Here is a 14,477-nt window from a genome sequence, read left to right on the forward strand (position 1 = left end):
TGGATTGATATTATTTCAGCCTAATTAAAGTAATTCGTAATTGCATGATTTAGGGAATTAGACCCCAACAGGTAAATACAGCTAATTTTTACACATATTTAACATGGTGTTCCGCCCATTTAAATTACGAATTAAGATTCAACCTTTAGAAAATATTCAACTTGTTCTTCAGTTAACTCTGCTATTTCTGCAATCAGAACTGCTTCAATCATCACGGCTAATTGGGCGATGGTTGATGCTTCTAGTAACCTACGGACTGGTAAATCTACTCGTAATACTTCATTGATTTTAGACATTAATTGTGTAGCTAGCAGTGAATGTCCTCCTAATTCAAAAAAGTTGTCGTGAATACCTACTTGCTCAATACCCAAAAGTTCTTGCCACACTTGGGAAATAATCTGTTCAGTTTCGTTTCTGGGGGCTACGTAAGCATTAGGTAATTTTGGTCTGGAATGTGTTGATTTAGATTCACGAAGTTGCTGAAATTTCTCTAAAGTCGATGATACCTTTAAACTATGATTTTGCTCAATAACCAGCTTCAAATCCTGTGTGGAAACAATTAATTGAGGAATATGTTGCCGCAGAATCCGAGAAAATACCTCTTGACCTTCTGATGATAATATTCCTTTGTTGAGGTTTTCTTGTTGTAGCTGTTTCAGTTCAATTGGCACTGCTGTGTTGACTGCCATTCCCACTTCTTGCCAAGTATCCCAATTAATTGATATGGTAAAAATTCCGTCTTTAGCTGTTTTAAAATCAGCGAATGCATCCAAAAAATTATTAGCGGCGCAATAGTCTATTTGACCGAATCCACCTAAAACTGAGTTGAGGGATGAACAAAGTATGAAAAAATCTAACTGCTGATTTTTCAAGATAGTATCGAGGACTTTAGCTCCTATAACTTTGGGGTAAAATACACTTTCTGCTACTTCTGGGGTTTTCAGTTGAATGACACCCCCGCCAGCAATTCCAGCTGCATGAATCACACCGTGAATTGCGCCAAATGTTTGATATGCCTCTTGTATTATCAGTTGCATTTGTTCTAGGTTGGCTACATCGGCATTCTTGACTAAAACTTTTGCACCCAACTCTTCTAGTGCTTGGATTTTTAATATCTTGCTAGTGATTTTGTCTTGAGGATCGTGAGTTTGTTGCCATTGTTGCCATTCTTCTCTACTAGGAAAAGCTGAACGCCCGATTAATATTAATCTTGCTTGTACTGTCTGTGCTAAATACTCTGCAAGAATTAGACCCATACCTCCCAATCCACCTGTAATGAGGTAAACTCCTTGATGGCGCAGTCTTGGTGTTGGTGAAATATCTAATTGTACAGATTCAAAAGTTTGCACCCATCGATGATTGCTACGGTAAGCAATGATTGAGTTAGGAAGTTTGGCAATAAGTTCTGATAAAATTTGGTCTACCAGTTTTTCTTTGTGGGTGGTTACTGTTTGGTGGTGTTTGCTATTTGCAGGAGAATTTTTTTCACGCAGAGGCGCAGAGTCGCAGAGAGGATCAGGCGTTTTAGATTTGTTAATGTCTATATCAATATCAATGCTTTTTAATGTGATATTCGGATATTCTTGGGGAATTACTTTACAAGCACCGAGTATAGTTGCTTTCTCTGGACAGAGTGTTTCCAGTCCTGTAATTTGTTGTATATTGTTTGAGACTAGGGCAATTTGTAGGGAGTCTGTGAAATTCTGCTCTGCTAAAGCTTGTGTTAGGTATAGCAAGCTATAAAAGCCTAAGTTTTGAGTTTTTTGCCAAAAATCAATGTCTGAGTCTGTATGTTGATTTGGGGTGACACTCCATAAATGCACAATTGTTTGGGGAATTTTGTTGATAACACCGAGGTTGTTAATTAAGGTGTCATAATCATCACGTTGTTGAGGATTGAGGATATATCTGTGTTGGTTAACTTTGACGAATTCCTCTCCCACTTCCACGGAAATAACGTCTTGGTTTTCTTGTTGCAATCGTTGTACAAGTTGAGTACCTAAGCCACATTCATCGACAAAAACTAGCCAGCATGACTTTTGCTTTATCATTTCTGTGTTGTAAACAGGCTGAGGCGGCATAGATTGTTTCCAGACCGGCATATAAAACCAAGAATTAATATCTGGGTTTTTCTTTGATGATGGGGCGTATTTGTTCAGAGTATCTGTCTGTTTTTGTGGTTCGATCCAGTAACGCTGGCGCTCAAATGGATAGGTGGGTAAAGGTAGGCGACTCCTGGGGAAAGCTTCTGTAACGTGTTTTTCATATTGATAAAATTTCGACCAATTAATCTCTACGCCAGCTAGCCAAATTTGACCAAGTGTTGTGAGTAAAAATTCTCGATCTGATTGTTGGTTTTGTGGATGCTTCAGGGTGGATAATATGAAATGATGATCTGCTTTTTGTAAAGATTGTCTGACAAATGTGCTTAAGGTTTTTCCAGGGCCTACTTCTAGGAACAGCCGATTTGATGCTTGTAACAAAAGTTTCAGCCCATCAGCAAAGCGAACTGTTTGCCGCAGATGTTTAACCCAGTAGTTGGGGTCTGTTGCTTCTATATCTGTAATCCAATTACCTGTAACGTTGGATACATAGGGAATTTGAGGAGGATGGAGGTGAACTTGGTTTACCTGCTGTCTAAATGATTCTAAAATCGGGTCGGTCATCTGGGAATGGAAAGCATGAGAGGTCAAAAGACGGCGAACTTTCAAACCTTGGGTAACGAGGTGATTTTCTAGTTGAGCGATCGCATCTGTAGAACCGGAAACTACACACAAGGATGGGGCATTAATCGCTGCTAAACAAAGTTGCTCGTTTAAGAAGGGTTGCACCTGTTGGGCAGAAAGTGGCACAGCTAACATTGACCCACGGGGTAATTGCTGCATAATCTGTCCCCGTGCTGCTACCAACGCCACAGCCTCTTCTAAGGAAAAAACACCAGCCAGATGTGCTGCTACATATTCACCGATGCTATGTCCAATCATCGCTTGGGGATGAATGCCCCAGGACATCCACAACTTAGCAAGAGAATAGGCGATCGCAAACAGCGCCGATTGAGTTACAGCAGTCTGGTTTAATTGCTGTGTCGCAGTTTCAACTTGTTCTTGGGGATACAACACCTTACGTAAGTCAAGCCCCTGGTGTCTTTGGAAAAGTTCACAGCACAAATCAAGTGCCTCTTGAAACGTCGGTTCAACTTGATAAAGTTCCCAGGCCATATTTACATACTGTGTTCCCTGTCCGGGAAACATAAACACCACAGGCGGGTGGCGCTGTTCAGTGTGAAAAGTCAAAACTCTGGGGGAATCTTTGATTTCTAGTGTTGTGACTGCATCGTTAATATCTTGGCAAACCAAGAACCGCCGATGGTTAAAGCCTCGTCTCCCGACTTGCAAGGTGTAGGCAACATCTCCTAAGTTAATTTCCGGATTTAACCTCAAATGTTCAACTAAATTAACTGTGGCTATGTCTAAAGCAGAAGCGGTTTTAGCAGACAAAAGTAACAATTCCCAAGGTCTAGGAGGACTGGAAGCTGCGATGGAGGGTGCTTCTTCCACAATGACATGAGCATTAGTCCCCCCAATGCCAAAGGAACTCACACCCGCCCGCCGGGGGATGTTGTTTGTCTCCCAAGGGGACAAAGTAGTGTTGACGTAGAAAGGACTGTTACAAAAGTCAATTTGCGGATTGGGCTGCTGAAAGTTCAAGCTGGGAGGAATTAATTTGTGCTTCAGTGCTAGAACAGTTTTAATCAAGCCTGCGACACCCGCAGCCGCATCTAAATGGCCAATATTGGTTTTTACCGAACCAATGGCACAGAAACCATTTTTGGCAGTACTCTCACGAAACGCCGCTTGCAGTGCGGCAATTTCAATGGGGTCGCCTAGAACTGTGCCTGTTCCATGAGTTTCAATGTAGGTAATTGTTTGCGCTGCTATACCGGCGACGGCTTGGGCTTGGGCGATCGCATTTTTTTGTCCTTCTAAACTGGGGGCTGTATAACCAACCTTAACAGCACCGTCGTTGTTGATAGCTGACCCCTTGATGACTGCGTGAATACAGTCTCTATCTGCTAAAGCATCTTCTAATCGTTTTAAAACCACGATACCAACGCCACTACCGGCAACAGTTCCCTCAGCTTTGGCATCAAAGGCGCGACAGTGACCATCAGGAGCAAAGATTCCTCCTTTTTGATAACTATAACCAACTCGATGGGGTACGCTAATAGAAACACCGCCAGCCAGTGCCATATCACTTTCACCAGCAATCAAGCTTTGACAAGCAAAATGAATTGCAACTAGTGAGGTAGAGCAAGCAGTTTGAATGACTACGCTTGGCCCATTTAAGTTTAATTTGTAAGAAACTTGTGTGGTTAAAAAATCACGGTCATTACTTAATAATGTTTGATAAGTACCAATTGATTCCAGTAAATTTTCATTGTTAGCCAAGTTATAAAATAAGTAACCGCCAAGGCTCACACCAGCATAAACACCAATGCGACCTGGATAAATTTCCGAGTTATAACCAGCATTTTCTAAAGCTGTCCAAGCACATTCTAAAAATAGCCGATGTTGCGGATCTGTGATTGCGGCTTCTTTGGGATTAAAGCCAAAAAAGGCAGCATCAAATAATTCAATATCTGTTAAAACTCCTTTGGCTTTCACATAGTTGGGGTCTTGTAAAAGTTGTGCATCCACCCCGGAAGCTAATAATTCTGCATCAGTAAAACTAGAAATTGACTCCACACCATCACGTAGATTCTGCCAAAATGAATTTAGGTTTTTTGCGCCAGGAAAACGTCCATCCATGCCAATCACGGCTATAGATTCCGGTTCGTTGAATGCTTCTTGATGATTCATGTGCAGGACTCCTAATTTTCAGTGGCAGGGTAACTATTTCTGCGTTGGCGTTGCTGCCTTAAGGCTGCTCTCCGGGAGGTCGGTAAAGATTTGATTTCCGGCTCAAAAGTATCTCCTTGATTCAGATATTTGGCAAAAGAACTGATAGTTGGATATGTAAATAAATCGACTATTGATATATCTTTGTAAACAATTTCTCGCAGTTGGCTATAAACTTGAACTGCCAGTAAAGAATGTCCGCCTAAATCAAAAAAATTATCATAAATTCCCACTTTTTCCACATTCAGTACTACTTGCCAAATATTAGCAAGCATTATTTCTGTTTGAGATTGGGGAGCAACATAAGCGGCTGTTAGTTCTGTTGGTAAATCTTCAGGTGGAGGTAATTGCTGATGGTCTATTTTGCCATTGGCGGTTAATGGTAGCGCTTCTAGCACCACAAAGGCTGAAGGTACCATATACTGAGGTAGTTTTTCTTTAAGAAAGTCGCGCAGGTGACTAAAACTAGGAATTTTACCTAACAAAGGTACGATATAAGCTACAAGCCGTTTGTCACCTGGGCGATCTTCCCGATTGAATACCACAGTTTGCCGTATATCAGGATGTTGATTTAGCAGCGCTTCGATTTCTCCCAGTTCAATGCGGAAGCCACGAATTTTCACCTGGCGATCGCTCCGACCGAGGTATTCAATATTACCGTCAGTTAAATAGCGGGCTAAATCCCCAGTTTTATACAAGCGATTCCATTTTAGATTTTGGATTTGAGATTTTGGATTGCTAAATTGTGCGTGAGTTTCACAAGATTCTGAATCCTCACTAGAATCCCCCAATCTAAAATCTAAAATCGGCAATCTAAAATTGCTAAAGGGGTGAGGAATGAACTTATCAGCAGTTAATTGAGGTTGGTTGAGGTAGCCTCGCGCCACACCAGCGCCGCCAATGTAGAGTTCGCCGGGAGTTCCCACGGGAACTAGTTGCAAATGAGAGTCCAGGATATATAGATGTGTGTTGGCGATCGCTCTACCAATGGGAATAGAATTGGCTATGTCAGTTTCTTTTAAAACTTCATAAACGCAGCATCCCACAACTGTCTCGGTTGGGCCATACTCATTAAAAATTCTGGTGTTAGGCATATAATTACGCCAAAATGCTAGGTGATTTGCCGATAAAGCATCACCACCAATCACCATCGCTTTGACTTGAGTTGCAATCTTTTTCACCGATAACAACTGACTCAACATTTCTAGATGAGCTGGGGTAATTTTAATCAGGCTAAAATTGCTTTGAGAGTTTAAAACGTTGCTGAGTACTTCTATTTCTTGCTTGCTTGGTAGCAGTACTACAGTCTGCCCCACCAACAAAGGAGAGAATAAACTAGTAATAGTTGCATCGAACCCAAGGGAAGAATGAACCGGAGAACCGCATCCATCGGCGACTGCATAGGCTTGGGTACACCAATGTAAATAATTGACGAGTCCTTGGTGAGGGATCATCACTCCCTTGGGTTTTCCAGTAGAACCCGAAGTATAAATTACATAGGCTAGATTCTCAGGTTGAACAATACTGGCTATATTTTCTGTATTTTTATTAGTAAATATTGTGTTTTTTGTATCTAAACAAATCAATAAGCCTTGATACTCAGAAACTTTAGTGACTAACTTTTCCTGGGTCAATAATATTGAGACCCTTGCATCACAGAGCATAAAATTCAAACGCTCTTGAGGATATTCGGGGTCTAAAGGTACGTAAGCGCCACCAGCTTTAAGAATACCTAGTAGTCCAACTAGCATTTCTAAGGAGCGCTCAACACAGATTCCCACTAATACCTCTGGTTTGACACCAAGCTTTTGTAAGTAATGTGCTAATTGATTCCCACGCTGGTTTAGTTGTTGGTAAGTGAGTTGTTCACCTTCATAAATCGCTGCGATCGCGTCAGGCGATCGCTCTACCTGCGCTTCAAATAACTGATGAATACACTGTTGGGGATAGTTGCTTTCAGTGGGATTCCACTCTACTAGTAGCTGGTGTTGTTCCTGCGCCGAAAGTAGTGAGTGATACTCATAGCGTTCTGTTGGTTGATTGGCGATCGCAACTAGAGTTCTGAGATAATAATCGCCAATTGTCTGAATCTGTTCTGCACTAAATTCCGTTGTTTTGTAGCTGAGGTGGAGTGTAATTTGGGATGAAGCGGGTACTAAACCAAAGTCTGCCACAAAGTTAAAGTTTGTTGCACCAAAGAATTTTGTCTCTAACAACTGCATCCCTTCAACTTGCAAAACTCCCTGATACACATGGAAGTGAACAAAGTTAAACGCCGTCTCAAACAGAGGTTGATTACCTAAAAGGCGCTGTAATTCGGCTAATGGGTATCGGCGAAAGGGTAATAGTTCCTGTTCTGCGGCTAAGATACTCCGCACAAGTTCTATCCATGTTCCCCCAGTTAGCAAAACACGCAAGGGTAGGGTGTTGAGAAACAGTCCTAAAACTCGCTCACCATCAGCTTCCTCTAACCGACCATTAGACACCAAACCCGTGATGATATCGGGTTGTCCGTTGAGAAAACTTAACACTCGCAGATGTGCGGCTAGGAGAATACTTTTCAGGGGAAGATTCTCTGATTGAGACAGTTGTTGCAGTTTTTGGGAAACCTCAGCAGATAGAAAAACTTCTTGGGTGACAACTTGATTTTTACTAGTTAATTGCTGGCGAGGATACCAGCGAGGGAGATTTGAAATTGTGCGATCGCGTAGTTTCTCAAGCCAATAATTTCTGCATTCTGGCGATGCAATAACTTTTTTCTCGAAAGCAACAAAATCTCGAAATTTACTAATTGATGGTGGCTGAATTAAAGCAACTTTTTTCCCTAATAAACCAAAATAAATTTGAAATAACTCAGTCAGCATAGAAGCCACACTCCATCCATCAAGAATGGCATGGTGAAAGCTAAGAGTAAACTGAAACCTTTCTTCAGTTAGGCGATGAATTTGCAAGCGTAATAACGGCGGATGCTGCCAATCAAAAGACCGTTGTTTTTCCGACTCTATCCAAGCAGCCACTACCTCATCTTGTTTAATATTAGATAAATGCCGCAAATCTTCCATATCTAAGGGAATATCTACCTTTCGGTGAACCAATTGCAACGGCTCAGTATAGTCTGTAAAATTAAACGCAGTGCGTAAAATTGGGTGACGCATTCCCAATTGTTGCGTTGCAGCTTGTAAAGTTAAAAAGTCGAAAAAACTTTGGCATTGATAGCTAAAAATATCGTGATAAGCAGCAGTTTTGGTGTCATACTCACTATGAAAAAGCATCCCCATTTGCAGTTTACTTAAAGGATAAGCATCCTCTAAATTGTCAGGCAAATTTACTTTATCCTCTTCACATATGAGACTAAAATCTTGAACTAAATTTGCTGTAACGGCGACATCTATAATAGTTACATTCTGGGCTAATTCATAAATTGTGGGATATTGAAATAGTTGCTCAATGGTAAAACTCAATCCTTGTTGTTGCGACAGAGATTGAACTCGAATACTAAAAATCGAATCTCCACCCAAAGCAAAAAAGTTATCATAAATCCCAACTCGTTCAACACCGAGAACCTCAACCCAAATTTTTGCGAGTATCTGTTCTTGGGGAGTGCTAGGAGCTACAAAAGCTTCATCTAATTCAGGACGTGTTTTATCAGGTGCAGCAAGTATTTGGCGATTTATCTTGCCATTACTAGTTAGCGGTAAAGTATCAAGTATGACAAACAAACCAGGAACCATGTAGTCTGGTAATTGCTTAGTTAAGAAAGAGCGCAACTCGCTAATTTTCAGAATTTGCTGATTACTGGGAACAACATAAGCCACTAACTGTTTATTGTAATTTTCCTCTTGGGCGATCGCTACAGCTTCCCTGACAGCAGGGTGTTGTGCTAGTACCGCCTCAATTTCTCCCAACTCAATGCGGAACCCCCGCACCTTCACTTGCTCATCGATTCGTCCTAAATATTCCAGTTCTCCATTCGGTAAAAAACGAGCTAAATCTCCAGTTTTATAAAGGCGACTTTTGAGAGTGCTGACGGTTGACACTTCGACATGCTCAGTGCGGCGCTGTTGACGGTTGACTGTTGACTGTTGACTGTTGACTGTTGAGTGAGGAGTTAGAAATTCTCCCCCTGCTTCCCCTGCTCCCCAAAAGGGGTTATTAATAAATTTAGCAGCAGTCAAATCTGGTCGATTGAGATAACCACGAGCCAAACCCGCGCCACCTACGTAGATTTCACCAGGTACACCAATAGGGACTGGTTGTTGATGTGAATCGAGCAAATAAACCTGTAAATCGGGAATTGGGCGACCGATGACGCTGCCTAAACCAAGTTGCAAATCGGCTATACTTAGTGGACGATAAGTAACGTGTACCGTTGTTTCGGTAATGCCGTACATATTGACAAGCTGGGGGAAGCGATCGCCATGTAGTTCAAACCAAGGCTTTAAACTTTGGAGGTTAAGAGCTTCTCCACCAAAAATCACCCAGCGCAAAACCAAATCTAATCCAGTTTCCGAAGATGCTTCTACTTGGATAAGTTGGCGAAAGGCTCCAGGAGTCTGGTTAAGTACGGTAACTTTTTCTTGACACAGCAAATTGTAGAAGTCTTTGGGTGAGCGACACAACCAGTAAGGTACTATCACCAACCTTCCCCCATAAAGCAATGCTCCCCAGATTTCCCAAACTGAGAAGTCAAAAGCAATTGAATGAAACAGAGTCCACACATCATTGTGGTTAAAGTTAAACCAAGACTCAGTTGTTTTTAATAGCCTAGTGACATTTCCATGAGTCACCAAAACACCTTTAGGAGTACCAGTTGATCCAGAAGTGTAGATCACATAAGCTAAATTTTCAGGTGTTGTCTGATTGATAGGGTTTGACTGGCTATTTTGGGCAATTTGCGAGTCACTATCTAAGCAGATTACTTTGGTTTGACATTCTGGTAAATCTTTGACCAAGTGCTGCTGAGTTAATAGTATGGGAACTTGGGCATCTGTTAACATCAAAGCCAGCCGTTCGCGGGGATAGGTTGGATCTAAGGGTACATAAGCTGCACCAGCTTTGAGAATCCCTAGTAGAGCTATGATGAGAAAGAGCGATCGCTCTACACAAATGCCAACCAATACCTCTGGTTTGACTCCCAGTTGTTGTAAATAATGTGCTAGTTGATTTGCTCTAGCATTGAGTTCACTGTAGGTTAGTTGTTCATCTTCAAACACCACCGCTACTGCATTAGGTGTTTGTTCCACAACACTCTCAAATAACTGATGCAGGCATTGTTTTTGGTGATAATCTGCTTTTGTATTGTTCCATTCAAATAACAGTTTTTGACGCTCGGTTGCACTGAGAATTTGTAAGTTACTAATTAATATATTGGAATTACTAACAGCACTTTCTAATAATGTATAAAATTGTTCTACTAAATTTTCAATTGCTGTATCTGAAAATAAACTAGAATCATAGTGAAATTCTGTAGTCAAGCCACCTTCTATATCTACACAAGACAACTTGACTTTGAATTGGTCAAAGCAGACATACTTTTTATCAACTGTAAATGAGATTTCATCGGCTAAACAAGTTGTTTGGCGTTCCTCAAATTCAAAGCAGTAGGGAAAAAACGGCAATTTTTCTCTATTATGAGCTTCATTAATTAGTTGTTCCCAACAGAAATACTCTTGCCATTCTTCTACTTGGCTTATTGATTCGCTAACCTTTGTAATCACCTCACTAAATTTAGCGTTTTCTTCTAAACAACATTGAACTGGTAAGCACTTAGCAAACAGTCCCATCATGTCTTGGAGTTCTTCATAAACTCGATTATTACAGATAATTCCTACTATTAAATCTGATTGTCCAGTTAGTCGCCAAAGTAAGACTTGCCAACAAGCTAGAAAAAATACATTACCTGAAATATTATGTTCCCGGAGAATTGCTTTAATTTTCATCTCCAAGTCATAATTAATAGTGCATGATAAAACTTTGGGTGCAAATTCTCTTGGCTCCAAAAGCTGATTTTCCATCACCAGCTTAAGATTCAGCAGAGAATCAATATCCTGGTTACGCCACCCTTTGATTGCTGTTTGGGAATCCACCGATTCTATTAATTCATTTTGTAATTCCGAAAATTGAATATATTGAATTGGTGCAGCTAATGATTGCTGATTCTGGATTTTGTATAAAGTAATAATTTCTCTGACTAAATTGTTCAGAGTCCACCCATCAGCATAAAGAGAATGTAAAGCGATCGCTAAAATATATTCTTGTTGAGACAGAGTAATTAGAGTAGGACGTAAAATAGCAATTTCTTTTAAATCAAAAATATATCTACTCTCCTCAGCCCAAAAATCATTAATGCTATTTTGTTGCTTCTCTTTTGAACATCCGCTTAAATCAACATATCGCCATAAAATATTAAGAGATTTTTGGATAACTTGAATTGGTTTTTTTATTTCATCTACTACTTGTAAACTTGTCCGAAAAATCTCATGTCGTTCTCCAACCTGATGTAAGGCTTCTTGTATCTGCTGAATATTGAGATTACCTGCAATTCGTATAGCTAACTGAGCGCAATAAGCTACACTGTTCTGCTGTTGTAACCAGAGACGTTTTTGCTGAGGCGAGATTTGAAATCCTTCAATAATATCAGCTTGCATTTGCTCAATTTATCCTCTATTAAATATAAAAAACAATTGATAAATCAATGATTTGTGTAGTAATTAACTAATCATCAATCAGATATGACTTGTGATTTCTGAATTCTTACTCTCTCCACCAATCCTTTGTTAGGATGTGAGGTTTTGTCTCATCTACTACCCGCCAACCTTCTTGGATATACTCTGCAAATTCAGTCTGCTCAAGTGACTCAAGAGCATTAACTTCAATGTCTGTCAGTTCAGGATGCCAAACATCCACAATCAAAGCAATTCTACTTGAGCTAGCATTAATCCTAACTTCATGTTCAAAAGAATCATCAAATACCAAACACTTTCCTTCTTCCCATGTTCTTGTTTCGTCTCCAACACGGATAGAACATCCCAAAGGTATCTTTAAGCCTAAATGACATTTAATTCTGGCATTTGTCGGGCCACAATGCGGTTCTATAATTGTGTTTGGACTTAAGGCAGAAAAACAGGCTACTCCTGTGCGTCTGGGAATTGCTTCCAAAAGTTTTGTTGTTTCTGGACAATGAAGACAGTTCTCCTCAAATTTTCTGCCTTGGAGGTAAAAATAGTATTGGAACCAATCAGTACGTTGTCTATAATTGTCAGATGTTTCTGGTTGCATATATGATACGAAACCTTTTTTATTATATAAATTAAATAATTCATTTTTAATTATTTGGAATGATTCTTCTAGATTTTTTATCCATTCAAAATCAGCACAATTATGCCAAGGTTTAGCAGTCAAGCCTGGATAAAAGAAATCAGGATTTTGCCCAGGCTGTGTTGGTGGGCGCGTTTGTAATCCTTTGACGATTCTCAGAAATTCATTTAATCTCTCATCTGAGTTTTTTGGCAAGCTTTTGGAGGAATTATTCATATTTAAGTTTCTTTTTTGAGTATATAGTCTGAAACAAATTACAAATGATATTGAGTGTGAAGAATATAGGTAGATAAAAGCATTAATAAGGTTGAATCTATGGCAATACGTTGACGTTCTGTCATTGTGGGAAGTTTATCTAACAAAGCAATAACTGTTTTTTGATCAAAGAAAGGTATTGATGCCATAACTGAACTCCGTAAAGATTCTTGCATTAATGTGTACAGGCGATTGTTGCTTGTCAAAGTAGCAGGTGGAGCAGTAAAAGGATGCTTTGGACGGTGATAAACTGTATCTGTCAAAAAAGGTCGAGCCGCCTCCCTGAGTAGATATTTTTCTTGCATTCCATGAGTTAACAGCGAAACTGGTATTTCACGCACTAACTCGAAGAGATGATGATCTAAAAATGGGACACGAATCTCAACAGCGTGTGCCATTTCTAAACGTTCTGCAAATAATGAATAATTAGGCAAAATTGATTTAGACCACAAATATAATGATTGAATAATTGGATTTCGCCCCGCAAGTTGTCCGGGAAAATCAAACTGTTCTAAAAAGAAGCGATAAACATCTTGTTTAGCAAATTTGAAAGCATAATCAGGTGCAAGTAAAACAGGAAAAAAAGCTCTATCTACAGCTACATTTTTTAACCAAGATGGCACAAACCCCAAGGTTTGTTGGACGCTTGCTAAGAAAGCGGGCGTGCTATTGGGTAAAGTATTTTCTAATTCCTGTTTTGTATGATTAAGCCGCAAGTCTTGTTTTACATGACCGTATCCAGCGAATATTTCATCAGAACCATCGCCGGATAAAATAACTTTATAGCCTGAATCATGTACCACGCGACTTTGTAAATATCTGGCAACACCACGGGAGTTAGTATCTAACGTCTCGGCGTGCCAAATCGCATCAGTAATATGGTCAGCAAAATCAGATTGTTTGAGGAGAATGGGCTGAAACTCTGCTCCTACCCTTGCTGCTGTCTCGCGGGCTATTGCTTCTTCATTGTAACCAGTTTCATCGAAGGTGACAGTAAAAGCTCGAACTGGCTGGGAACTATGTTTTGCTGCTATACCAAAGACAGCAGATGAATCAAGTCCACCACTGAGAAAACTACCTACTGGCACATCAGCGCGTAGCCGAATTTTAACAGCTTCTTCCAATTTGTGCCGAATTTGTGCAATATATTCAGTATTTGTGTATCGTGGTTGTGAATCATCGTCTCTTGGATAATCAAGATCCCAATAACGTACAAGTTTTACACCGTCGCGTGTTCCCAAAAGATAATGACCGGGTGGTACTTGATAGACACCTGCAAATAATGTCCGGTCTTGGTTGGCGTAAAGAAATAACTGTTGAAAAAATGATTCCTGATCCCAACGAGCCGGAACACCTGCGGCAAATAAAGCTTTGGCTTCCGATGCTAAATAAAGGATGTCACCAACAATTGTATAGAAAAGTGGCTTAATACCGAAGCGATCGCGGGCAGCAAAAAGCAGTTGCTTCGACTCATCCCACAGTATAAATGCAAACTCTCCCCGGAGATGATGTAGGCATTGTGTCCCCAAGTCCTCATATAAATGGAGAACAATCTCGCTGTCAGAACAAGTACTGAATCGGTGTCCCTTGTGTTTTAACTCACACCTAATTCGTTCAAAATCGTAAAACTCCCCATTGACAATAACATGTAATTGCCCATCTTCATTTGCAATGGGCTGGTCTCCTGTGGTCAAATCAATAATACTGAGCCGTGTATGTCCCAGTCCCACTAGTTGATGAGCTGCTATCCACTGAGACTGCTTGTCTGGGCCACGATAGCTTAACCTCTGGGTTGCTTTTGCTAACGCCTCTGTTGAAATTGGCTCTCCTGTCGAGAACATTGCCACAATACCGCACATAAATCACACCCCTCCCTTTCCTTTCTTCTGTGTATTCTCATTTACCTCATATCGTTGTTTTAAAAAAACATTGCTGAATTTGAATATGAAAGTCAAAAATCAACTCTTCTCAATTCTTACTCTCTGCGACTCTGCGTCTCTGCGTGAG

4 protein-coding genes are annotated in these 14,477 nt (G+C 40.4%); all 4 read right to left on the reverse strand.

Annotation, left to right across the window (positions count from 1 at the left end):
* Nucleotides 1-131: 131 nt before the first annotated feature.
* A complete protein-coding gene (locus tag AACW45_RS29325) occupies nucleotides 132-4,859 on the reverse strand; it encodes a type I polyketide synthase (RefSeq protein ID WP_190636511.1) in 4,728 nt (1,575 codons plus the stop codon).
* Nucleotides 4,860-4,870: 11 nt separating this feature from the next.
* Nucleotides 4,871-11,545 carry a non-ribosomal peptide synthetase gene (locus tag AACW45_RS29330; RefSeq protein WP_190636513.1) on the reverse strand — a complete coding sequence of 2,225 codons (6,675 nt, stop codon included), beginning with the start codon at nucleotides 11,543-11,545 and terminating at the stop codon, nucleotides 4,871-4,873.
* Nucleotides 11,546-11,651: 106 nt separating this feature from the next.
* A complete protein-coding gene (locus tag AACW45_RS29335; protein ID WP_190636514.1) occupies nucleotides 11,652-12,431 on the reverse strand; it encodes an aspartyl/asparaginyl beta-hydroxylase domain-containing protein in 780 nt (259 codons plus the stop codon).
* A 38-nt stretch (nucleotides 12,432-12,469) separates the two neighbouring features.
* Nucleotides 12,470-14,329, reverse strand: coding sequence for an asparagine synthase (glutamine-hydrolyzing) (gene asnB, locus AACW45_RS29340; protein WP_190636516.1), 1,860 nt, complete (start codon nucleotides 14,327-14,329; stop codon nucleotides 12,470-12,472).
* Nucleotides 14,330-14,477: the final 148 nt, after the last annotated feature.

It is taken from the genome of Calothrix sp. FACHB-168 (genome assembly GCF_963889195.1).
GTDB classification, from domain to species: domain Bacteria; phylum Cyanobacteriota; class Cyanobacteriia; order Cyanobacteriales; family Nostocaceae; genus Aulosira; species Aulosira anomala_A.

Excerpts from the sequence above, each read along its gene's own strand:
- asnB (WP_190636516.1), bottom strand. The coding sequence starts at position 14,329 with ATGTGCGGTATTGTGGCAATGTTCTCGACAGGAGAGCCAATTTCAACA.
- AACW45_RS29325 (WP_190636511.1), bottom strand. The coding sequence starts at position 4,859 with ATGAATCATCAAGAAGCATTCAACGAACCGGAATCTATAGCCGTGATT.
- AACW45_RS29330 (WP_190636513.1), bottom strand. The coding sequence starts at position 11,545 with ATGCAAGCTGATATTATTGAAGGATTTCAAATCTCGCCTCAGCAAAAA.
- AACW45_RS29335 (WP_190636514.1), bottom strand. The coding sequence starts at position 12,431 with ATGAATAATTCCTCCAAAAGCTTGCCAAAAAACTCAGATGAGAGATTA.